We start from the raw sequence: 23,287 nt of genomic DNA, 5'->3' as shown, positions 1-23,287 counted from the left end.
AAGGCTGCTTTTTTATGCCAGAAGCTGACGAATGAAAGTTTCACCCTGAGCGAGGATCGGAGTCAGGCTCTTGGCCGGCAGCGGTCTTGAAAGCAGATAGCCCTGGCCAAAATCACAGCCCATGGACTTGAGCAAGATCCATTGCGCGCGGGTCTCTATGCCTTCTGCCACCAGTTGTAAGTCCAGGCTCTTGCCCATCATGACTATTGCCCGCACCAGGCTGGCATCGGCCTCATTCACCAAGGCATTATCGACAAAACTTTTGTCGATTTTGATCACTGAGATAGGGAACTTACGCAGATAGCTCAAGGAGGAGAAGCCGGTTCCAAAATCATCCATATGAATCGTCACCCCGAGTTGGCGAATGCTGTTGAGCACCTCCAAACAATGGGGACTGTCGTCCAGCAACATGGATTCGGTGATTTCTATGTGCAGTCTCTCGGCGGCTATGCCGTGACGTTTGATGGCGTCGGCCAGCAAGGTGTCGAAGCGTACCCCACTGACATTGATACACTGGCGGCTGGAGACGTTGATCGCCATATCCAGCTTTATTCCCTTGGCATGCCAATGGCTTAGGTCTTTCAGTGCTTGTTCCAGTACCCATTCGCCTATCGGCTCTATTAGGCCGTTGTTCTCTGCGATAGGAATGAATTTCTCCGGCGAAACCCAGCCATATTCGGGGTCATTCCAGCGTATCAACGCCTCGACAGAGGTGATTTGGCCGGTTTCCATAGAAACTATGGGTTGATAATGCAAGCAAAACTCTTGATGCAACACGGCGCTTCTTAGATGTTGCTCCAACTGCAAGCGCTCCAGCATGCTGGCGTTCATGCTGGGAGTGAAATACTGGTAGTTGTCGCGGCCGTTGTCTTTGGCGCTGTACATGGCGGTTTCTGTGTTGCGGGTCAGGGCATCTATGTCATCGCCGTCCTCGGGATAGACACCTATACCAAAGCTGACCGAGATCAGGGTGTCCTGACCATCGATATCGAAGCTATTGCCGAACAGGGCTTTTACTCTGTCGGCTACTGCTGTCAGGGCGGCATCATTCTTATAGTGTGGCAAGATCACGGCAAATTCATCGCCCCCTATGCGGGCGACAAACTTCTGTTCATCCGGGAGTGACTCCAATCTTCTCGCCACCTGTTGTAACAGTAGATCACCGCGTTTGTGGCCCAGTACATCATTGATATATTTGAACCTGTCGAGATCGATCAACAGAATTGCCAGTTTGTGACCATGAATACGGGCCTGTAACAGCTCGTGGTGCAGCCGCTCGTTGAACATCTTGCGGTTAGGCAGCTTGGTCAGAATATCGAAATGAGCCTGATACCAGATGTCCTGCTCGTATTTTTTACGGTGGCTGATATCGACAAACAAACCTATGTGTTTGAGTATATTGTTGTTATCGTCTCTAACCAGGGTGATGGCCAAGTACTCAGGATAAATTTCACCGTCTTTGCGCTTATTCCAGATCTCGCCTTCCCATTTGTTATTGGTCAGCAGGCTATCCCACATATTACTGAAGAAGGCATCATCGTGGCGATAGGAGTTGAGTATTGAAGGATTCTTGCCCTTGACCTCTTCCAGCTTGTAACCGGTAATGCGGCTGAATGCCGGGTTGACCAGTTCAATACGGTTATTGGCATCTGTGATGACAATCCCCTCGCCTGAGTAGTCGAATACCGCAGCGGCCTGTTTCAACTGTTGATAGGATTTTTGCCTTTCATTAAGCATTTGTCCCAGAGCCTTGGCCATGTCGGCCAATTCATCCTTACCCTCGACCTTGATATCCAGATCCAGATTAGGATCCTTGGTCATCAAGCGCATGTTGTTGGCTATAGCATAGATACGCCTGAGCAGATTGTGACTCAGGGCCCGGCCAAGAAACAACAGCAGGCCGATAGTGACGGCGGCTGAAAGGAGATAGAGGGCAATAAGGCGCAGCGATTGGGCGCGCTGAGCGTTGGAAAGATTGAGAATATCATCGGAAATACTGTCGGCTATGGCATCCATTTGGCGGATCCTTTCACTGGCCAACTGCCACCAGACTTCGGGAGTCACAGGTGGCTTGGGTTGGGTCAGGGCCTTCAGAGCATCGAGCATCTGCTCGTCGGAAATCTGCACCAGGGAGTCTATCTCTTTCACCTTGGCCCCCCAGCTTTGCATGGATGCTATCAGCTGCATCTTGTGGCGATATTCGTTGAGTTTGTCCTCGATTTGGGCGATCGCCTGTTGTTGTGTATTAGAGAGCACCCGGTTTGAGCTTAGTTTGTTGAGGATCTGCTCCAGTGATTCCAGTTTGCTATAGAAGCCTTGTTGGTACCTGCTTTCTCCCCGAAGAAGAAAGTTTTTAAACTCATGCAATAGGCCGCCATAACCCAGCTGGGAGCTGAACTTGTGTGCCTGGCGCGTGATGGCATCTTGTTGGCGCAGTTGTTCCCTGACGTTATTCAATGCCCGACTCTTATTATCCTGCAGCATGGTTTGCAAGCGTTGTTTGTGTTCTGCTATAGCACTGGCCCGGAACAGATCTATGCTCTGATCTTGCTCTGTTATTAATGCCAACAGCTGTTCATAACTGTCGGTATCAAACTGACGTTTCAGCAGCATGCCGTTGATCAGGCCGCGCTCGCGCACCGCCAATTCCTGAATCCGCAATAGTGCAGCCAGGTCGGCATAGGCTCTGGCCTGTTGTACATTGCTTGACAGGGATTGCAGATTAGCTATACCCAGCAGGAGTTCGTAGTTAAAGTCGGAATAGAAATTCAGTGCGTCGCTTTCGTCGCGGCTCAATAGTTCGCGCCGGTTGTTTTCCAGAGCCTGCTTGCCGAGCCGCAGAGCTTCCAGTTTGGTTTGTAGCAGATGCTGGGCCGTAGGAGACAGTTGTTCAGGGAGTTGCAATAAGTGGGGAGAGTTTTGCAGGGCGGTTATCTGTGCCGATACCCGCTGCTGCTGCACCTGCAGACTATCGGCAAAGCACTTACCATCGCAGGCGATATAGGCGGCGCTGAGACCACGTTCCTGCTGCAATTCGTAGATGAGATCGGCCAGGCGACGCCCTACCTCGACGGCATGATAACTTTGGTTGGCCAAACGATAGTTATGCAGCAGTTCAAATAAACGCACACAACCCAGTAGGCTGAGAACCAAAACAGGCACTAAGGCAAACAAGAGTAATTTGCGCTTTAGGCTCAGTTGGCTTAACACCTATGGCTCTCCTCGAAATCCTAACTGATAAAGACCTGCCTGTAAGCTATTGGGATACAGGCAATAACTCTCGATAAGTAACATATTGCCTATCAGGGGGCGACCCGTTATTCAAGGATTTCTAATCTAGGTCACGAAAATAAACCTTAAAAAGAAAAGGGTTAATGTAAGCCTTGTTGTAACCTAGTTTGCTGGTTTGTTTAAAACAAAAGCGGCTATGTAGCCGCTTTTGATTAAATAGTTAGAGAGTGCTGGTTTATTAGCCTGCGTTGGCCAGCAGAGATTCGCGATAGCTGACAATATCCTCGATGGAAAGAACCGGCAGGTCGTGTTTGTCACCAAAGGCAATGATTTGTGGCAGTCTGGCCATGGTGCCATCCGGATTGGTCACCTCGCACAGCACTCCGGCGGGTTTTAGGCCTGCCAGTTGCATCAAGTCCACAGTGCCCTCTGTGTGACCGCGGCGGGTCATCACACCACCGGGCTGAGCCCGCAGCGGATAGACGTGTCCTGGGCGGGCCAGGTCTTCCGGTTTGGCGTTGTCGGCAATGGCGGTCTTGATAGTCGTCACCCGGTCGGCAGCGGAAACCCCTGTCGTGACTCCGACTTTGGCCTCAATGCTTACGGTAAAGGCGGTGCCGAACTGGCTGGAGTTGTTTTCCACCATGGGCGGCAACTGCAGGGCCTTGATTTTCTCGTCGGTAAGGCAAAGACAGACAATGCCGCTGCATTCGCGGATCAGCATCGCCATCTGGGCGTTGGTCAGACTCTCGGCGGCGAAGATAAGATCGCCTTCGTTTTCTCTGTCTTCATCGTCGACCACCAAAACACCGCGGCCTTGACGCAGTGCTTCCAGGGCGGTTTCGACTCTTTCAATCGGGGTGCCAAAAGGCGCTAATAATGACTGATTCATGGTAAAAATCCTTAAATTACGGCTTGGGTTTTCCAGAATCAGGGCAAAGAAAGGAATAGTGGGCCTCTCTGCCGCTGGCAGAGACGTGTCACTAAGCGGATCGCCTCGCGGCAATCTGATTCTCTTTCATCCGGACTGAGCCATCTAAATGGCAACACCGTCGGCTCTGGAATAGTCACGCTAGGTCGTGATGACACCAGATCTGCTGACCCCGCCAGAATCTGGCGGGCGCTCGCGGGCTTTCATGTCGCTGACATGATTTACCGCCGGTGGGGAATTTCACCCCGCCCTGAGAATTGACCTGTCACTTGTATGTGGCAGGCGGCACCAGCATGCGCCTGTTACATACAAATGACAAGCGGACAGGGTCACATTTTCTGCGGGTGAAGGGGAGCCTTAGAGATCCGGACTCGGGCGGCAGGGCTTGCCGTTGGCGCCGGTCGGCGTCACTATATGCAGGCGGCCTGTAGTCGAGGGAGTAGGCCGCTGATATTAATGCTTCTCAGGCTAAGGAAGGTGCGAACAAGTCCCATGTGTGCTCTGCGTCGGCTTACGGGCCTGGATGCAAGGCGTGGTTCGCAGCAAATGGCCCTAGTCCTTTGCAAGAATTCCCTAAGGAAGAGTGATGAGTCGAGCAGGATCCCTGATGTTGGTTTTAGGCACAGCCTTGTGGCTGTGCGGATGCAGTGGAATGAATTCAGAAAATAAGCTGGTGGCACCGGTTGCCGAAAAACGTCCCCACACCATGAGTCTTCACGGTGTGACCAGGACAGACGACTATTATTGGCTGCGTGACGATGAACGTAAGGCCCCGGACGTTATCGACTATCTGGAGCGGGAAAACGCCTATACCGCCGCGCGCCTTAAACCTTGGGAACCGCTGAAACAGAAACTGTTTAAAGAGCTGACCTCCAGGCTGGAGCAGGATGAGAGCAGCGTGCCATATCGCTGGCATAACCATTGGTATTATCGTCGTTTCGAGGCCGGGCTGGAGTATCCGGTGATCGCCAGAAGCCGTGAGTTCAATGGTGAAGAGCAGTTGTTGCTTGATGTTAACCGGCGCGCCGAGGGGCAGGAGTTTTACGCCCTTGGCGGAGTGTCTGTCAGCCCGGATGAGCAGATACTGGCCTTCGCCGAGGATACCCTCAGCCGCCGTATTTACAGCGTCTATTTTAAAGATCTTGCCACAGGTGAACAGCTTGCCGACAAGCTGACGGGCGTCGATGGCCGGGTGGTCTGGAGCAATGACAACCGTTATGTGTTCTATATCGCCAAAGACCCACAGACCCTGCTGGGATACCAGGTTTTCCGGCACAAGCTGGGAAGCCCTCAGAGCGAGGATCTGCTGGTTTATGAAGAGCAGGACGATACCTTCTATATCTCCCTCGGCAAGAGTCTGGATGAATCCCTGATTGTATTGCACCACGAGAGCACCACGACCAGTGAAGTTTCCCTGCTCGATGCCAACGCCCCGCTCGGCGAATTCCGGGCGTTTCTGCCGCGGGAAGAGGGCCACGAATACAGCATCGCCAAACGAGGAGATGAATTTTTCATCCTTAGCAACTGGCAGGCGACCAATTTCAGGCTGATGAAAACCACGGCTGCCGATGCCGGCGACAAGCGCAAGTGGCAACAGGTGCTGGCCCATGATCCCGAGGTGCGCCTCGAAGACCTGTTATTGCTGGACGATTATCTGATAGTACAGAGCCGCAGCCAGGGGCTGAGCCATATCAAGGTCTATCCCCATACCGATCTCAGCCGGGGCTATGAATTGACCTTTGATGACCCGGCCTATGTGGTTGGTCTGGATATCAATCCCAGCCAGCACAGTCGCGAACTGAGGTTATATTACTCGAGCCCGACTACCCCCGAGAGTATTTACAGCTATCAACTGGATAAGCCGGGCGAGCGCAAACTGCTCAAGCAGGAAAAAGTCTTGGGGGACTTCGAGCCCGGCAACTATCAGGCCGAGCGCTTGCTGATCCCGGCCCGTGATGGTGCCCAGGTGCCCGTGACTCTGGTGTATCGCAAGGACAAGTTCCGTAAAGACGGCAGCAACCCACTGTATCAGTACGGTTATGGTGCCTACGGCCATATCATAGAGCCGGATTTCGATGCCTCTATTCTCAGCCTACTTGATCGTGGCGTGGTCTATGCCATTGCCCATGTCCGGGGCGGAGAGATGCTCGGCAGGCCTTGGTATGATGATGGCAGGCTGTTTAATAAACGAAACAGTTTCAATGACTTTGAAGACACTACCCGGGCACTTTTGGATCTGGGTTATGCCGCACCCGGGAAAGTGGTTGCCGCCGGTGGCAGTGCCGGTGGTTTATTGATGGGCGCCGTGGTCAATCAGGCTCCGGATCTTTACCTGGCGGTGGCCGCCCATGTGCCCTTTGTGGATATAGTAACCACCATGCTTGATGAGTCGATTCCGCTGACGACCAATGAATATGATGAGTGGGGCAACCCCAATGACAAGTCCTACTTTGACTATATGTTGAGTTACTCGCCCTATGACAACATTCGCCATCAGGCCTACCCGCATCTGTTGGTGACCACAGGGCTGCACGACTCTCAGGTGCAGTATTTTGAGCCAGCCAAGTGGGTGGCCAAACTCAGGGACTACAAGACGGACGACAATCTGCTGTTGTTACAGACGGATATGGAGGCCGGCCATGGCGGCAAGAGCGGACGTTTCCGGCAATTTGAAGATACCGCGCTGGAATATGCCTTCTTCCTCGGCCTGTTGGGACTGGAATGAGTGGTGATAACTGGCAGCTGTATATCCTGCGCTGCGCCTGGGGCGAACTGTATACAGGGATCACCAAGGATGTGACCCGGCGCCTGCAGGAGCATCAGAGTGGCGGCCCCAAAGCCGCCAAATATCTGCGTGGTCGCGGGCCTTTGCAACTCGTTTATCGTGAAGAGATTGGCAGCCACGGTGATGCCCTGCGGCGGGAAATGGCGGTAAAAAAGCTGAGCAAGCGCGCCAAACTGAGTTTGATTGCCAAGTCCGCAGCTATGCCGGGGTGAGTGACCTTAAAAAAGGAGCAGGAGCGCCAATGGCCGGGCCATTACAGCGGGCGCTTCCTGCGGTCGGGAAGAGGGTCCCCAAGGAGGGGGTGATGGCTCATCAGCGATGGCCCATCAGCAAGATAGTGACAAAGAGCCGCGGCCGGCGAGTTCCACAACGCCAGTCGATGGCTGTTTCTCTTATCAGCTAAAGCAGAAAACATGCCAAAGCAATAACACATTGTTTATATTTGTTATTCTTGCGGCCATCTTGAAGTAAGTGTCCGCACTAGTGTCCTCTTTCCTTAAAAAGTGACCGATTTGGCTATTCGGGTGTCCGCCGGACACTCAAACCGGATCGTAAAGTGGTCCATTTAAAGGTTGGCTAGTGAGGCGAGCAGGAAACCAGTTGCATGCTTGATGTTACACTCTCGAACAGATAGAAAACTCGGTAGCTTATTGTTTCCGAGCGGACGAATTGATTTTCGAGCCTTTTTGGGAAAAGTATTGGTCCTGGATTTGGTTCTTGGCATCAAGGCGCTTAACTGTGTTTTTTGTTAACTGACACAAAGAGTCCGGCTTTCTCTTGGTTTCGCCCCGTGTATCCTTGATAACAAAGTTGATTAAGAATACAATCTATGGCCGATTTTTGTGCCCTGAGCCGGAGAATTCTCGTCAGGGGCGAGTTCGAAAGCGGGCTGGCGCTGAATTAAGCCTTAAACTTACTCAGCTGTCCCTAGGCTCAGGTCGTAATGAGTAACGGAATTAACCGATGACAACAAATACTGAAAACCAGGGCAACTCTCTGGATATCGTAAAGTGGGTAGTAGCTATACTACTGGTGGCTGCAGCGATTGTTGGCAACCAGATGTACAACGACAGTGAAATCTTCACTCTGCCAATCCGCGCAGCGGGTGTGGTTGTCGTATTTGCTATTGCAGGTTTTATAGCCCTGCAAACGATTAAGGGTAAGCAAGCATTGGCCTTTGCCCGTGAGTCACAAATCGAAGTGCGCAAAGTTGTATGGCCTACTCGCCAAGAGGCGTTGAATACCACCTTTATCGTACTGGCTGCGACAGGTATCCTGGCCTTGATCCTTTGGGGATTGGATGCGGTATTGCTGCGCATTGTCAACTTTATTACTGGCGTATAGGCACTAGAATGACTGAAGCTAAAGAAGCTAAGAAAAGATGGTATGTGGTTCAGGCTTTTTCCGGTTATGAAGGCCGTGTATGTAAGTCTTTGCTTGAACACATCAAAATGCATGGTATGGAAGAGTTCTTCGGCGAAGTACTGGTTCCTACCGAAGAAGTCGTGGAAATGCGTGCCGGCCAACGCCGCAAGAGTGAGCGTAAGTTCTTCCCCGGTTATGTGCTGGTACAGATGGAAATGAACGATCAAAGCTGGCACTTGGTGAAGAGTATTCCTCGAGTGATGGGCTTTATTGGTGGTACTTCAGATCGCCCAGCACCTATTTCTGATAAGGAAGCCGAGGCTATCCTGCGTCGCTTGCAGGAGACGACTGATTCTCCGACTCATCGCGTTATGTTTGAACCCGGCGAAGTGGTTCGGGTTACCGATGGTCCTTTTGCCGACTTCAACGGTACTGTTGAAGAAGTGGATTATGACAAGAACCGCGTTAAGGTGTCTGTGATGATCTTCGGCCGCTCAACTCCGGTTGAGTTGGACTTCAATCAGGTCGAAAAATCCTGATTAAATAAAATACAAAATCCGTTTGGCAACGGGTGCGGATTTCTATATAATCCGCACCCGTTGTTTTCGGGGAGCTCAAGGCATGTTGCCTGAGCGTTTGAACCCAAACTGAGGAAATGTCAGATGGCAAAGAAAATTGAAGCTTACATCAAGCTGCAAGTAGCAGCCGGTGCTGCAAACCCGTCTCCACCAGTTGGTCCAGCTCTGGGTCAGAAAGGTGTGAACATCATGGAATTCTGTAAAGCATTCAACGCTCGTACTGAAAAGTTCGAAAAAGGTATGCCAATTCCAGTAGTGATCACTGTTTACAATGATCGCTCATTCACTTTCGAAACCAAGACTCCACCTGCTGCCTTCTTGCTGAAGAAAGCCGCTGGCCTGAAGTCAGGTTCTGCCCGCCCTAACACTCAGAAAGTGGGTACTATCAAGCGTAGCCAGGTTCAGGAAATTGCTGAAACCAAGGCAACCGATATGACTGGTGCTGACATTGAAGCGATGACTCGCTCAATCGAAGGTACTGCGCGTTCCATGGGTTTGGTAGTAGAGGACTAATATAATGGCAAAGCTGACTAAGCGCATGCGCACCATCCGCGAGAAAGTGGACGTAACCAAAGCATACGACATCAACGAAGCTGTAGCTCTGCTGAAAGAACTGGCTACTGCCAAGTTCGTTGAGAGCGTAGACGTTGCCGTTAACCTGGGTGTTGATCCTCGTAAATCTGACCAAAACGTTCGTGGTGCTACTGTGCTGCCACACGGTACCGGTCGTGAAGTACGTGTTGCTGTATTCACTCAAGGTGCCAATGCCGAAGCTGCGAAAGAAGCTGGTGCTGAACTGGTAGGTATGGAAGATCTGGCTGAGCAGGTGAAAGCCGGCGAAATGAACTTCGACGTAGTTATCGCATCTCCTGATGCAATGCGCGTTGTTGGTATGCTGGGTCAAATTCTGGGCCCACGCGGCCTGATGCCTAACCCTAAAACCGGTACTGTAACTCCTAACGTTGCCGAAGCTGTTAAGAACGCCAAGGCAGGTCAGGTTCGTTACCGTAACGACAAGAACGGTATCATCCACACTACTATCGGTAAAGTGGACTTCGAAACTGTTCAACTGAAAGAAAACCTGGAAGCACTGCTGTCTGCACTGAGAAAGGCTAAGCCTGCTGCAGCCAAAGGTCAGTATGTGAAGAAGGTAAGCATCTCCACCACTATGGGTGCAGGTGTAGCTGTCGACCAGAACACTCTGGACGCTGCTAGCTAATTTTACAAAATGCGCGTGTTAGCCTATAATGCGCGCACTTTTGTGGGTTGGAACCTATGACGGGTGTTTTCACTCTGATGGGTTTCCGTCCAAGACCGCAGGTGTTGACCGTCTGGAATACTTAATTTCCTGCGTAGACGGTGTCAGGCCCCAGATAGATTTATTTCTGCTGGATTATCTGCACCGTAAGTAACTGAGTACGTTTGTATTCAGTATGGTAAACACTGGGGGAACCCCCAGGTAGAATCCAGGAGTAAAGCCAATGGCATTAAGACTCGAAGACAAAAAAGCGATTGTTGCTGAAGTCAACGAAGCTGCCAAAGGTGCGCTTTCTGCAGTTGTCGCCGATTCACGCGGTGTAACTGTAGGTGCTATGACAGTTCTGCGTAAGACTGCTCGCGCAAACGGTGTGTATGTACGTGTAGTACGTAACACTCTGGCTCGCCGCGCAGTAGAAGGCACTGCTTTTGAGTGTCTGACAGAGGTGTTCTCTGGCCCAACTTTGATTGCTTTCTCTAACGAGCACCCAGGTGCTGCAGCTCGTCTGTTAAAAGACTTTGCTAAAGAGCAAGCCGCTTTCGAAGTTAAAGGTGCAGCTTTTGAAGGGGAATTCATCCCTGCAGCTGACATTGATCGTTTGGCAAAACTGCCAACTTACGAAGAAGCACTGGCACAGCTGATGATGACTATGAAAGAAGCATCTGCTGGCAAGTTCGTTCGTACTCTGGCCGCTCTGCGCGATCAAAAACAAGAAGCCGCTTAATCTCAAGCTGGCTGCTTAACAGAATTGAATTCAGAACAATAGGAAACATTTGTTATGTCTATCACTAAAGACCAAATCCTTGAAGCCTTTGCAGCTATGTCTGTAATGGAAGTTGTTGAACTGATCGAAGCTATGGAAGAGAAGTTCGGCGTATCTGCTGCTGCTGCAGTAGTTGCTGGCGGCGCTGGTGAAGCTGCTGCTGCTGAAGAGAAAACCGAGTTCGACGTAGTTATGACTTCTCACGGTGACAACAAAGTTGCTGTGATCAAGGCTGTACGTGGTGCCACAGGTCTGGGTCTGAAAGAAGCCAAAGCTATGGCTGAATCTGCTCCAGTAGCTGTTAAAGAAGGCGTCTCTAAAGAAGAAGCTGAAGCTCTGAAGAAAGATCTTGAAGAAGCTGGTGCTCAAGTAGAGATCAAGTAAGTCATACTGACTTACAATCACCCAAGCCAATTGGGTGGAGGCTGGCGGTTTTTTGACCGTCGGCCTTTTTTGCGCTGTAAGCGTTGGCGATTTTTTTCACCGTTTGTCGCCAGATTTTGCAGTCCCTAGCAGTGATTATTGGTTAGGTTCTTGCCATCAACGGTGATGGGCAAACGTGCTGGATTAACTGTGTTGATTCAGTCTTGGTCACATCTCGCAAGCAGAGGAAACCCATGGTTTACTCCTATTCTGAAAAGAAGCGTATTCGCAAAGACTTCGGTAAGCGTCCACAGGTATTGGACATCCCTTACCTGTTGTCTATTCAGTTAGACTCTTTTAAGAAGTTCACCGATCAAGATCCTACCGGTGAGCGTGGCCTAGAGGCCGCCTTCCGTAGCGTTTTTCCCATCAAGAGCTTTTCTGGTAATTCAGAACTGCAGTACGTCAGCTATAAGCTGGGCGAGCCTGTTTTTGATGTGAAAGAGTGTCAAATCCGCGGTGTGACATACTCCGCTCCACTGCGCGTTAAGCTGCGCATGGTGCTGTATGATCGTGAAGCTGCCGCCGGCACTGTAAAAGATATTAAAGAACAAGAAGTCTATATGGGGGATATCCCTCTGATGACTGAAAACGGTACCTTTGTTATCAATGGTACTGAGCGTGTTATCGTATCTCAGTTGCACCGTAGCCCAGGTGTGTTCTTCGACCACGACCGTGGTAAGACACACTCCTCAGGTAAAGTGCTGTATAACGCGCGTATTATTCCTTACCGCGGTTCATGGCTCGACTTCGAGTTCGACCCTAAAGATGCGTTGTTTGTACGTATCGACCGTCGCCGTAAGTTGCCTGCCAGCATCATTCTGCGTGCCCTGGAATATTCTACTCAGGATATCCTCGACATCTTCTTCGAGCGTATTGACTTCAAGATCAAGAAAGATTCTCTGGTCATGACACTGGTTCCTGAGCGTCTGCGTGGCGAAACTGCCAGCTATGACATCAAGGACTCAGAAGGCACTGTGCTGGTAGAGAAGGGCCGTCGTATCACTGCCCGTCATATTCGCCAACTGGAAAAAACCAACACCACTGAACTGGAAGTCCCGGTTGAGTATATTGTTGGTAAAGTCGCGGCTCAGGACTATATCGATCCTGACACAGGTGAAGTACTGGTTACTGCCAACAACGAGATCAGCCTGGAAGACCTGGCCAATCTGTCACTGGCCGGTATCAAAGAGATCAGCACTCTGTACATCAATGAGCTGGATCACGGTGCTTATATCTCTGACACCCTGCGTATTGACTCAACCACCAACCGTTTGGAAGCGCTGGTTGAAATCTATCGCATGATGCGTCCTGGCGAGCCACCAACCAAGGATGCAGCCGAAGCTCTGTTCCAGAATCTGTTCTTCAGCGAAGAGCGCTATGACCTGTCTAAAGTGGGCCGGATGAAGTTCAACCGTCGTCTCGAAATCGACGAGAACGAAGGTACCGGTGTACTGACCAAAGAAGACATAGTTGCCGTAATGAAGAAGATCATCGAAATCCGTAACGGTTTTGATGAAGTCGATGATATCGACCACCTGGGTAACCGTCGTATCCGTAGCGTTGGCGAAATGGCCGAGAACCAGTTCCGTGTCGGTCTGGTACGTGTTGAGCGCGCAGTACGTGAACGTCTGTCTCTGGGCGATCTGAACGAGCTGATGCCTCAGGATCTGATCAACGCCAAGCCAATTTCTGCCGCAGTGAAGGAGTTCTTCGGTTCTTCTCAGCTGTCGCAGTTTATGGATCAGAACAACCCGCTGTCAGAAGTGACTCACAAGCGCCGTATTTCGGCTCTTGGTCCTGGCGGTTTGACCCGTGAGCGTGCCGGCTTCGAAGTTCGAGACGTGCACCCAACTCACTATGGTCGTCTGTGTCCAATTGAGACTCCTGAAGGTCCAAACATTGGTTTGATCAACTCACTGTCTACCTTTGCCCGTACCAACTCATACGGCTTCCTGGAAACACCTTATCGCAAGGTGATCGACAGTGTGGTTACCGATGAAGTGGAATATCTGTCAGCCATCGAAGAAGGTCGCTATGTGATTGCACAGGCCAACATCGAGCTCGACAACGAAGGCCGCATTGTGGAAGAGCAGGTTGCCTGTCGCCACAAGGGTGAATCTACCTTTATGCGCGCTTCCGATATCCAGTATATGGACGTATCTCCGCAGCAGATCATCTCTGTGGCGGCATCTTTGATCCCATTCCTTGAGCACGACGACGCTAACCGTGCATTGATGGGTGCAAACATGCAACGTCAGGCAGTACCAACACTCAAGTCAGAGAAGCCTCTGGTGGGTACAGGTATTGAACGTACACTGGCTGTTGACTCAGGCGTGGTTGTGGCTGCCAAACGTGGCGGCGTGATCGACTATGTTGATGCCAGCCGCATCGTGGTTAAGGTTAACGAAGATGAGCTGCGCCCAGGCGAAGCCGGTATCGATATCTACAACCTGACCAAGTACACTCGCTCCAACCAGAACACCTGCATCAACCAGCGTCCATGCTGTAGCGTAGGTGAGCCTGTGGTGCGTGGTGACGTGCTGGCCGATGGTCCGTCAACCGACTTGGGCGACCTGGCTCTGGGTCAGAACATGCGCGTGGCCTTCATGCCATGGAACGGTTACAACTTTGAGGATTCCATCCTCATCTCCGAGCGCGTAGCGCAGGAAGACCGTTTCACCACTATCCACATTCAGGAACTGTCCTGTATTGCCCGTGACACCAAGCTGGGTAGCGAAGAGATCACTGCCGACATCCCTAACGTAGGTGAGTCTGCACTGAGCAAGCTGGATGAATCCGGTATCGTTTACATCGGCGCCGAAGTTAAAGGCGGTGACATTCTGGTTGGTAAGGTAACGCCTAAGGGTGAAACTCAGCTGACTCCGGAAGAGAAACTGCTGCGGGCTATTTTCGGTGAGAAAGCGTCTGACGTTAAAGACAGCTCTCTGCGTGTACCTAACTCAGTGAAGGGTACAGTTATCGACGTGCAAGTCTTCACCCGTGACGGTGTTGAAAAAGACAAGCGCGCCATCGAAATCGAAGAGATGCACATTGCTCAAGCCCGTAAGGACTTGACTGAAGAGTTCAAGATCCTTGAAGAAGGTGTACTGAGCCGTGCCCGTAACCTGCTGCTGAGCGCCGGTTTCAGTGAAGCCAAATTGGCCGAACTGCCACGCAAAGACGTATTGGTTCAGGTTATCGACGATGAAGCCAAGCAAACCGAACTGGAACAGCTGGCTGAACAGCACGAAGAGCTGAAAGCCGACTTTGACAAGAAGTTTGAAATCAAGCGTCGCAAGATCACCCAAGGTGATGATCTGGCTCCAGGCGTACTGAAGATCGTTAAGGTTTACCTGGCGGTTAAGCGTACCATCCAGCCTGGTGATAAGATGGCCGGTCGTCACGGTAACAAGGGTGTGATCTCCAAGATCTGTCCTATCGAAGATATGCCATACGACGAGCAGGGTAACCCTGTCGACATCGTACTGAACCCTCTGGGTGTACCTTCGCGGATGAACATAGGTCAGGTACTGGAAGTTCACTTGGGTGCTGCGGCTAAAGGTATTGGTAATCGCATCAATGCCATGCTGGAAGAACAGCGTGAGCTGGCCGAACTGCGTGGCTACATCAAACAGGTCTATGAACTGGGCGATGAAGTGAAGCAGCGCGTGGATATCGATTCATTTACCGATGATGAAGTTCTGCGTCTGGCCAAACACCTGAAGGATGGTCTGCCAACGGCAACCCCAGCCTTCGACGGTGCCAAAGAAAAAGAGATCAAGCAGATGCTTGAGCTCGCAGGTCTGCCGACTTCCGGTCAGCTGAATCTGTTTGATGGTCGTACCGGTAACCAGTTCGAGCGTCCTGTGACCGTAGGTTACATGTACATGCTCAAACTGAACCACTTGGTTGATGACAAGATGCACGCCCGTTCTACCGGTTCGTACAGCTTGGTTACTCAGCAGCCTCTGGGCGGTAAAGCTCAGTTCGGTGGTCAGCGTTTCGGTGAGATGGAAGTGTGGGCCCTGGAGGCATACGGTGCTGCGTATACTCTGCAGGAAATGCTCACAGTGAAATCGGATGACGTTAACGGTCGTACTCAGATGTACAAGAACATCGTTGACGGTAACCATCAGATGCAGCCAGGAATGCCAGAGTCCTTCAACGTATTGCTGAAGGAGATCCGTTCTCTCGGTATCAACATCGAGTTGGATCAAGAGTAAGACGCGGTTTAAAGCCTGCGTTTGGCAACGAATTGGTGCTCCGCGAGAGCGGGGCACCGGGTTTAACTCCTTCAGGAGAGAAACGTGAAAGACTTATTAAAGTTTCTGAAACAGCAAAGCAAGACTGAAGAATTTGAAGGCATCAAGATCGGCCTGGCGTCGCCTGATCTGATCCGTTCTTGGTCATTTGGTGAAGTTAAGAAGCCTGAAACCATCAACTACCGTACATTCAAGCCTGAGCGTGAAGGCCTGTTCTGTGCCCGTATCTTTGGCCCGGTCAAAGATTACGAGTGTCTGTGCGGTAAGTACAAGCGTCTCAAGCACCGCGGTGTGATCTGTGAGAAGTGTGGCGTTGAAGTGACCCAGACCAAAGTACGTCGTGAGCGTATGGGCCACATCGAACTGGCCAGCCCAGTTGCCCACATCTGGTTCCTCAAGTCACTGCCATCCCGTATCGGTCTGATGCTGGACATGACTCTGCGTGATATTGAGCGAGTACTCTACTTCGAATCTTACGTGGTTATCGAGCCAGGCATGACCAGCCTGGAGCGCGGTCAAATGCTGACCGAAGAAACCTACCTGGATGCGCTGGAAGAGTATGGTGACGAGTTTGAAGCCAAGATGGGTGCCGAAGCGGTTCTGGAACTGCTGCGCGCTATCGATCTGGAGAAAGAAGTTGAGCAGATGCGCGAAGAGCTGCCATCTATCAACTCTGAGACCCGTCGCAAGAAAGTCACCAAGCGTTTGAAGCTGGTTGAGGCCTTCTACCATTCAGGCAACAAGCCAGAGTGGATGATCCTCAAGGTGTTGCCGGTTCTGCCACCTGATCTGCGTCCTCTGGTTCCACTGGACGGTGGCCGTTTCGCGACTTCAGATCTGAACGATCTGTATCGCCGCGTGATCAACCGTAACAACCGTTTGAAGCGTCTGCTGGATCTGGCTGCTCCGGATATCATAGTTCGCAACGAAAAGCGTATGTTGCAGGAATCTGTTGATGCCCTGCTGGATAACGGTCGTCGCGGTCGTGCCATTACCGGTTCCAACAAGCGTCCTCTGAAGTCCTTGGCCGACATGATCAAGGGTAAGCAAGGTCGTTTCCGTCAGAACCTGCTGGGTAAGCGTGTTGACTACTCAGGCCGTTCGGTAATTACCGTGGGCCCAACTCTGCGTCTGCACCAGTGTGGTCTGCCGAAGAAAATGGCGCTGGAACTGTTCAAACCATTCATCTACGGCAAGCTGGAAGGTCGTGGCCTGGCCACTACCATCAAAGCTGCCAAGAAGATGGTTGAGCGTGAAGTTGCCGAGGTTTGGGACGTACTGGATGAAGTGATCCGCGAACACCCCGTGATGCTGAACCGTGCACCAACACTGCACCGTTTGGGTATCCAGGCGTTCGAACCTGTACTGATCGAAGGTAAAGCGATTCAACTGCACCCATTGGTGTGTGCGGCTTATAACGCCGACTTCGATGGTGACCAAATGGCGGTACACGTGCCTCTGACGCTGGAAGCCCAGCTGGAAGCCCGTGCGTTGATGATGTCAACCAACAACATTCTGTCGCCTGCCAACGGTGAGCCGGTTATCACGCCTTCTCAGGACGTGGTACTGGGTCTGTACTACATGAGCCGTGAGCGCGTAAATGGCCGCGGTGAAGGTATGGCCTTTGAGTCTGTTGCCGAAGCCGAGAAAGCCTATCGCACAGGTGCCGCTGAGCTGCACGCCCGGGTTAAAGTTCGTATCACCGAAACTCATATCGATGAGAATGGTGAGCGCACCCAGCAGCGCCGCATTGTCGACACCACAGTAGGTCGTGCTCTGTTGTCACTGATCCTGCCAGCCGGTATGTCTTTTGATCTGGTTAACCAGAACATGGGCAAGAAGCAGATCTCCCGTTTGCTGAACACCTGCTACCGTCAGCTGGGTCTGAAAGATACTGTTATCTTTGCTGACCAACTGATGTACACAGGTTTCCAATACGCCACTATCTCTGGTGCCTCTGTCGGTATCAACGATATGGAAATTCCGGAAGCCAAGTACAAGCTGGTTGCCGACGCAGAAGCCGAAGTTCTGGAAATCCAGGAACAGTTCCAGTCTGGTCTGGTAACTGCCGGTGAGCGTTACAACAAGGTTATCGATATCTGGGCCAGCGCCAACGAGAAAGTCTCCAAGGCGATGATGGAAAACCTGTCTTCCGAAGTGGTTATCAACCGCGATGGTGAAGAAGAGAAACAGGCTTCCTTCAACAGCATCTACATGATGGCCGACTCAGGCGCTCGTGGTAGTGCCGCTCAGATCCGTCAGTTGGCGGGTATGCGTGGTCTGATGGCCAAGCCAGACGGCTCTATCATTGAAACGCCCATCGTGGCGAACTTCCGTGAAGGTCTGAACGTACTGCAGTACTTTATTTCAACCCACGGTGCTCGTAAGGGTCTGGCGGATACCGCACTTAAGACAGCGAACTCAGGTTACCTGACTCGTCGTCTGGTGGATGTTGCCCAGGATCTGGTCGTTATCGAAGATGACTGTGGTACTCACGAAGGTCTGATCATGAAGCCGCTGATTGAAGGTGGTGACGTGGTTGAGCCGCTGCGTGAGCGGGTACTGGGTCGTGTTGTTGCCGAGGATGTTTACTATCCTGGTTCCGACGAAGTCCTGGCGCCACGTAACACTTTGCTGGATGAAGCATGGTGTGACAAGCTGGAAGAGTACAGTGTTGACGAAGTTAAAGTTCGCTCTGTGATCTCCTGTGATACCGACTTCGGTGTTTGCGCCAAGTGTTACGGTCGTGACCTGGCCCGTGGTCACTTGATCAACCAAGGTGAAGCAATCGGTGTTGTTGCTGCTCAGTCAATCGGTGAGCCTGGTACACAGCTGACGATGCGTACCTTCCACATCGGTGGTGCGGCATCCAGGGCTTCTGCAGAAAACAACGTTCAGGTGAAGAACGCCGGTAACCTGAAGCTGCATAACGCCAAGTTCGTTAAGAACAGCGATGGCAAGCTGGTTATCGTATCGCGCTCGTCCGAGCTGGCGATTATTGATGAACTGGGCCGTGAGAAAGAGCGCTATAAAGTGCCTTACGGTACTGTGCTCGAAACGCTGGAAGGTGCCGAAGTTAACGCTGGCCAGACTATCGCTAACTGGGATCCGCATACTCACCCAATCATCACTGAAGTGGCGGGTTATGTGAAGTTTGAGCAGATGATTGACGGTGTCACCATCTCGCGTCAAACCGACGAGCTGACCGGTCTGTCTTCCATCGTGGTATTGGATGTGGCCCAGCGCCCAAGCGCCGGCAAAGAAATGCGTCCAATGATCCGTTTGGTTGACGAAAACGGTAATGACCTGACCATTCCCGGTACCGACGTACCTGCGCAGTACTTCCTGCCCAGCAATGCGATCGTAAACCTGGAAGATAATGCTCAGATCAGCGTTGGTGATGCACTGGCTCGTATTCCTCAGGAATCGTCCAAGACTCGCGATATTACCGGTGGTCTGCCAAGGGTTGCTGACCTGTTCGAAGCCCGTAAGCCAAAAGAGCCGGCGATTCTGGCTGAGATCAGCGGTACCATCTCCTTCGGTAAAGAGACCAAAGGTAAGCGTCGTCTGGTCATTACCCCTGCTGAAGGCGGTAACCCATACGAAGAGATGATCCCTAAGTGGCGTAACCTGAACGTGTTCGAAGGTGAAAAAGTCGAACGCGGTGAAGTGATCGCCGATGGTCCAGAGTCTGCTCACGATATTCTGCGTCTGCGCGGTATTCACAACGTAGCCAACTACATTGTGAATGAAGTACAGGACGTATATCGTCTGCAGGGTGTGAAGATTAACGACAAGCACATTGAGGTGATCATTCGCCAGATGCTGCGTAAGTGTCTGATCACTGAAGCCGGTGATTCTGAGTTCCTCGAAGGGGAGCAGGTTGAGGTGTCCCGCGTCAAGATCGCTAACCGCGAACTGGAAGAGCAGGGCAAGATTCCGGCCAAGTTCGAACGCGAACTGCTGGGTATCACCAAAGCCTCTCTGGCGACCGAGTCCTTCATCTCCGCGGCCTCGTTCCAGGAAACCACTCGCGTACTGACCGAAGCGGCAGTAGGTGGTAAGAGTGACAACCTGCGCGGTCTGAAAGAGAACGTGATCGTAGGTCGTCTGATCCCGGCCGGTACCGGTTATGCTTACCACAACAACCGTAACCAGGCTCGCGGTGAAGTAGCGACTGAAGCACCTAGCATCAGCGCCAGCGAAGCCGAACAGAACCTGGCCGATCTGTTGAACCTGGCTGGCAGTCAGGAATAAGTAGCATAGATGTTACAAAAGGCGCCGAATGGCGCCTTTTTCATTGGAATACGCTGCAAAAGTTGGCTATTTCTTGACAGCCAAGCCTTACCTTTCTAAAATTCCGCGTCCCACTATTGTGGGATTAGATTTTTCACACCTTATTGTTGAGTTGAAATCAACTGATTCGGAGCTATACATGGCAACTGTAAACCAGTTGGTACGTAAGCCTCGCGCACCTAAAGTCGAAAAGACTAACGTGCCTGCGTTGAACGCGTGCCCACAAAAGCGTGGTGTTTGTACTCGTGTGTACACCACTACTCCAAAAAAACCTAACTCTGCACTACGTAAAGTAGCTCGTGTGCGTCTGACCAACGGTTTCGAAGTAACTTCGTACATCGGCGGTGAAGGCCACAACCTGCAGGAACACAGTGTAATCCTGATCCGTGGTGGTCGTGTTAAAGACTTACCTGGTGTGCGTTATCACACTGTTCGTGGCGCCCTGGACTGTGCTGGTGTGACTTCACGTCGCCAAGCTCGTTCTAAGTACGGTGCTAAGCGTCCTAAGTCTTAATGGTTTTCCGTTAAGTAAGGCCAAGCTAAATATAAATTCCAGTTTTGGAAATACCTGAAGCATACGGAGAATAGTTATGCCAAGACGTCGCGTAGTAGGACAACGTAAAATCCTACCTGATCCAAAGTTTCAAAGTGAGTTGCTGGCTAAGTTCATCAACGTCATTATGCAGGACGGCAAAAAGTCGACTGCTGAAAAAATTATCTACAAAGCACTGGATGTTGTAGCCGATAAGAAAGGCGAAGAGCATCTGGTTATCCTTGAAGCAGCCCTGGAAAACGTTCGCCCAGCGGTAGAGGTTAAGTCTCGCCGTGTTGGTGGTTCTACTTACCAGGTTCCATGTGAAGTTCGTCCAGTTCGTCGTAACGCACTGGCGATGCGCTGGTTGGTTGAAGCTGCTCGTAAGCGTGGTGAAAAATCTATGGCTCTGCGCCTGGCAGGTGAACTGCTGGACGCTTCCGAAAACAAAGGTACTGCCGTTAAGAAGCGCGAAGACGTGCATCGTATGGCAGAAGCCAACAAAGCGTTTGCTCATTACCGTTGGTAATATCGGGCGCGGGCTTGCCCGCGCTTTCTCTGACATTGCTAAGATTTTTATCTTAGTCAAGAGGGTATAATCGTGGCTCGTACAACTCCAATTGAGCGTTATCGCAACATAGGTATTTGTGCTCACGTTGACGCAGGTAAAACTACTACCACAGAGCGAGTCCTGTTCTATACAGGGGTAAACCACAAGATGGGTGAAACCCATGACGGTGCGTCTACCACTGACTGGATGGTTCAGGAGCAGGAGCGGGGTATTACTATTACCTCTGCGGCTGTTACTACGTTCTGGCGCGGTATGGATGCCCAGTTTACTGAGCATCGTATCAATATCATCGATACCCCAGGTCACGTCGATTTTACTATTGAGGTAGAGCGTTCTCTGCGCGTACTTGACGGTGCTGTAGTGGTCTTTTGTGGTTCTTCTGGTGTGGAACCTCAGTCTGAGACCGTATGGCGTCAGGCCGACAAGTATCATGTCCCCCGTCTGGTGTTCGTCAATAAGATGGACCGTGCCGGTGCCGACTTTGATCGCGTAGTAGGACAGATCCGTAACCGTCTCGGTGCAACTTGTGTGCCTATTCAATTGAATATTGGTACAGAAGAAAACTTTAGCGGGGTTATCGATCTCATCAAGATGAAAGCCATCAACTGGAATGAAGAAGACCAGGGCCTGACTTTCACTCACGAAGAGATCCCAGAGCATTTGCTTGCCAAGGCAACCGAAATGCGCGAATACCTGGTAGAGAGTGCCGCAGAGGCTTCTGATGAGCTGATGGACAAATACCTTGAAGAAGGTGAGCTCACAGAAGAAGAGATCAAAAAAGCGCTTCGTCAACGTACTATCAACAACGAAATTGTGCTGGCTACCTGTGGTAGTGCCTTTAAAAATAAAGGCGTACAGGCAGTTCTCGATGCCGTTGTTGAATACCTTCCTGCTCCGGTTGATGTTCCTGCGATTAAGGGCATCGATGATAGAGAACAGGAAGTTGAGCGTGTTTCTGATGACAATGCACCTTTCTCTGCGTTGGCATTCAAAATCGCAACAGACCCATTTGTGGGTACTTTGACCTTTATCCGGGTTTACTCAGGTGTCCTGGAGTCGGGTTCAGCCGTTTACAACTCTGTAAAAGAGAAGCGTGAGCGTATCGGCCGTATCGTGCAGATGCACGCCAACGACCGTAAAGAACTGAAAGAAGTGCGCGCAGGTGATATAGCTGCTGCTATCGGCCTGAAAGATGTGACAACCGGTGACACCTTGTGTGACCCAGACCATAAGGTAATTCTGGAGCGGATGGAATTCCCCGAGCCGGTAATTACCATTGCTGTGGAACCTCGTTCCAAAGCCGACCAGGAAAAGATGGGCATTGCGCTGCAGAAGCTGGCAATGGAAGATCCTTCTTTCCGGGTTGAGACTGATGAGGAGTCGGGTCAGACTCTGATTTCAGGTATGGGTGAGCTACACTTGGACATTATCATCGACCGTATGCGCCGTGAGTTCAGCGTTGAATGTAACGTTGGTAAACCTCAGGTGGCTTATCGTGAAACTATCCGCAGTGCTGTGGAAGTGGAAGGTAAGTTTGTGCGTCAGTCTGGTGGTCGTGGTCAATTCGGTCATGTCTGGCTGAAACTGGAGCCTCGTGAAGAGGGTGCCGGTTATGAGTTTGTCAACGAAATCGTTGGTGGTGTTGTTCCTAGGGAATACATCCCTGCGGTTGACAAAGGGATCCAAGAACAGATGAAGAACGGTGTAGTCGCCGGCTTCCCTGTATTGGACGTGAAGGTCACTCTGTTCGATGGTTCATATCATGATGTGGACTCGAACGAAATGGCGTTCAAAGTTGCAGGTTCTATGGGCTTCAAGAAGGGGGCGCTGCAAGCTAACCCTGTGTTGCTCGAGCCTTGCATGAAGGTTGAAGTGACAACCCCAGAAGACTACATGGGTGACGTAGTAGGTGATCTGAACCGTCGTCGTGGTCTTATCGAAGGTATGGATGACGGCGTCGCCGGTATCAAGATTATTCGAGCTGTGGTACCTTTGGCTGAAATGTTTGGTTATGCAACAGATTTGCGCTCAGCGACTCAGGGTCGGGCTTCATACTCCATGGAGTTTTTGAAGTACTCTGAAGCGCCGCAAAACGTTGCTAAAGCAGTTATCGAAGCTCGTACCTGATTTAGGTAACGGCATTAACTGTTATTTTGATTGATGGTGTCCGGCAGCGCCGGACTCTTCTGAAAAGAAAGGAATATATCGTGTCTAAAGCTAAATTTGAACGTTCCAAGCCCCACGTTAACGTGGGCACCATTGGTCACGTTGACCATGGTAAAACCACTC

15 protein-coding genes and 1 riboswitch are annotated in these 23,287 nt (G+C 51.3%); of the genes, 13 read left to right on the top strand and 2 right to left on the bottom strand.

From position 1 onward, the window contains the following. Positions 1-12: 12 nt before the first annotated feature. The gene (locus CX651_RS09845) at positions 13-3,210 is read right to left on the bottom strand and encodes an EAL domain-containing protein (protein ID WP_101055855.1); all 3,198 of its coding nucleotides are present in this window, start codon (positions 3,208-3,210) and stop codon (positions 13-15) included. 259 nt (positions 3,211-3,469) lie between these two features. Then, positions 3,470-4,123 (bottom strand): 3,4-dihydroxy-2-butanone-4-phosphate synthase, encoded by a 654-nt coding sequence (ribB, locus tag CX651_RS09840; protein WP_025009206.1) that lies wholly within the window; start codon positions 4,121-4,123, stop codon positions 3,470-3,472. Positions 4,124-4,237: 114 nt separating this feature from the next. Further along, a riboswitch (FMN riboswitch) is annotated at positions 4,238-4,424 on the bottom strand. Positions 4,425-4,748: 324 nt separating this feature from the next. Between ribB and CX651_RS09835 the strand changes: the two genes are divergently transcribed. The 13 genes from CX651_RS09835 (at position 4,749) to fusA (ending at position 23,125) form a co-directional block, all read left to right on the top strand. Continuing rightward, a complete protein-coding gene (locus CX651_RS09835) occupies positions 4,749-6,887 on the top strand; it encodes a S9 family peptidase (protein ID WP_373296839.1) in 2,139 nt (712 codons plus the stop codon). Beyond that, the gene (locus CX651_RS09830; RefSeq protein WP_101055853.1) at positions 6,884-7,159 is read left to right on the top strand and encodes a GIY-YIG nuclease family protein; all 276 of its coding nucleotides are present in this window, start codon (positions 6,884-6,886) and stop codon (positions 7,157-7,159) included. The genes CX651_RS09835 and CX651_RS09830 overlap by 4 nt, the downstream gene beginning before the upstream one ends. Before the next feature lie 751 nt (positions 7,160-7,910). Further along, positions 7,911-8,291, top strand: coding sequence for a preprotein translocase subunit SecE (gene secE, locus CX651_RS09825; RefSeq protein WP_039034630.1), 381 nt, complete (start codon positions 7,911-7,913; stop codon positions 8,289-8,291). Positions 8,292-8,299: 8 nt separating this feature from the next. Further along, positions 8,300-8,851: a transcription termination/antitermination protein NusG gene (gene nusG / locus CX651_RS09820; RefSeq protein ID WP_025012047.1), complete on the top strand. Its 552-nt coding sequence runs from the start codon at positions 8,300-8,302 to the stop codon at positions 8,849-8,851. 123 nt (positions 8,852-8,974) lie between these two features. Next, positions 8,975-9,403, top strand: coding sequence for a 50S ribosomal protein L11 (gene rplK / locus CX651_RS09815; protein ID WP_025012046.1), 429 nt, complete (start codon positions 8,975-8,977; stop codon positions 9,401-9,403). A 4-nt stretch (positions 9,404-9,407) separates the two neighbouring features. Next, positions 9,408-10,109, top strand: coding sequence for a 50S ribosomal protein L1 (gene rplA / locus CX651_RS09810; protein WP_039034632.1), 702 nt, complete (start codon positions 9,408-9,410; stop codon positions 10,107-10,109). Positions 10,110-10,371: 262 nt separating this feature from the next. After that, positions 10,372-10,872 carry a 50S ribosomal protein L10 gene (gene rplJ, locus CX651_RS09805; RefSeq protein WP_039034633.1) on the top strand — a complete coding sequence of 167 codons (501 nt, stop codon included), beginning with the start codon at positions 10,372-10,374 and terminating at the stop codon, positions 10,870-10,872. Between the two features lie 54 nt (positions 10,873-10,926). Beyond that, positions 10,927-11,295, top strand: coding sequence for a 50S ribosomal protein L7/L12 (gene rplL / locus CX651_RS09800; RefSeq protein WP_039034634.1), 369 nt, complete (start codon positions 10,927-10,929; stop codon positions 11,293-11,295). A gap of 233 nt (positions 11,296-11,528) precedes the next feature. After that, positions 11,529-15,560: a DNA-directed RNA polymerase subunit beta gene (rpoB, locus tag CX651_RS09795; protein WP_101055852.1), complete on the top strand. Its 4,032-nt coding sequence runs from the start codon at positions 11,529-11,531 to the stop codon at positions 15,558-15,560. 84 nt (positions 15,561-15,644) lie between these two features. Continuing rightward, positions 15,645-19,856, top strand: coding sequence for a DNA-directed RNA polymerase subunit beta' (gene rpoC, locus CX651_RS09790; RefSeq protein ID WP_039034636.1), 4,212 nt, complete (start codon positions 15,645-15,647; stop codon positions 19,854-19,856). A gap of 178 nt (positions 19,857-20,034) precedes the next feature. Beyond that, positions 20,035-20,409 (top strand): 30S ribosomal protein S12, encoded by a 375-nt coding sequence (gene rpsL / locus CX651_RS09785; RefSeq protein WP_025012042.1) that lies wholly within the window; start codon positions 20,035-20,037, stop codon positions 20,407-20,409. 76 nt (positions 20,410-20,485) lie between these two features. Then, on the top strand, positions 20,486-20,956 hold the full coding sequence (rpsG, locus tag CX651_RS09780) for a 30S ribosomal protein S7 (protein WP_025012041.1): 471 nt from the start codon (positions 20,486-20,488) through the stop codon (positions 20,954-20,956). Between the two features lie 72 nt (positions 20,957-21,028). Further along, positions 21,029-23,125 carry an elongation factor G gene (gene fusA, locus CX651_RS09775; protein ID WP_025012040.1) on the top strand — a complete coding sequence of 699 codons (2,097 nt, stop codon included), beginning with the start codon at positions 21,029-21,031 and terminating at the stop codon, positions 23,123-23,125. Positions 23,126-23,287: the final 162 nt, after the last annotated feature.

The organism is Shewanella chilikensis, assembly GCF_002836945.1.
Taxonomy (GTDB): domain Bacteria; phylum Pseudomonadota; class Gammaproteobacteria; order Enterobacterales; family Shewanellaceae; genus Shewanella; species Shewanella chilikensis.
This window is presented reverse-complemented; position numbering and strand designations above follow the sequence as displayed.

Coding starts and splice junctions, on each gene's coding strand:
- ribB (WP_025009206.1), bottom strand. CDS start 4,123: ATGAATCAGTCATTATTAGCGCCTTTTGGCACCCCGATTGAAAGAGTC.
- CX651_RS09835 (WP_373296839.1), top strand. CDS start 4,749: ATGAGTCGAGCAGGATCCCTGATGTTGGTTTTAGGCACAGCCTTGTGG.
- CX651_RS09830 (WP_101055853.1), top strand. CDS start 6,884: ATGAGTGGTGATAACTGGCAGCTGTATATCCTGCGCTGCGCCTGGGGC.
- secE (WP_039034630.1), top strand. CDS start 7,911: ATGACAACAAATACTGAAAACCAGGGCAACTCTCTGGATATCGTAAAG.
- nusG (WP_025012047.1), top strand. CDS start 8,300: ATGACTGAAGCTAAAGAAGCTAAGAAAAGATGGTATGTGGTTCAGGCT.
- rplK (WP_025012046.1), top strand. CDS start 8,975: ATGGCAAAGAAAATTGAAGCTTACATCAAGCTGCAAGTAGCAGCCGGT.
- rplA (WP_039034632.1), top strand. CDS start 9,408: ATGGCAAAGCTGACTAAGCGCATGCGCACCATCCGCGAGAAAGTGGAC.
- rplJ (WP_039034633.1), top strand. CDS start 10,372: ATGGCATTAAGACTCGAAGACAAAAAAGCGATTGTTGCTGAAGTCAAC.
- rplL (WP_039034634.1), top strand. CDS start 10,927: ATGTCTATCACTAAAGACCAAATCCTTGAAGCCTTTGCAGCTATGTCT.
- rpoB (WP_101055852.1), top strand. CDS start 11,529: ATGGTTTACTCCTATTCTGAAAAGAAGCGTATTCGCAAAGACTTCGGT.
- rpsL (WP_025012042.1), top strand. CDS start 20,035: ATGGCAACTGTAAACCAGTTGGTACGTAAGCCTCGCGCACCTAAAGTC.
- rpsG (WP_025012041.1), top strand. CDS start 20,486: ATGCCAAGACGTCGCGTAGTAGGACAACGTAAAATCCTACCTGATCCA.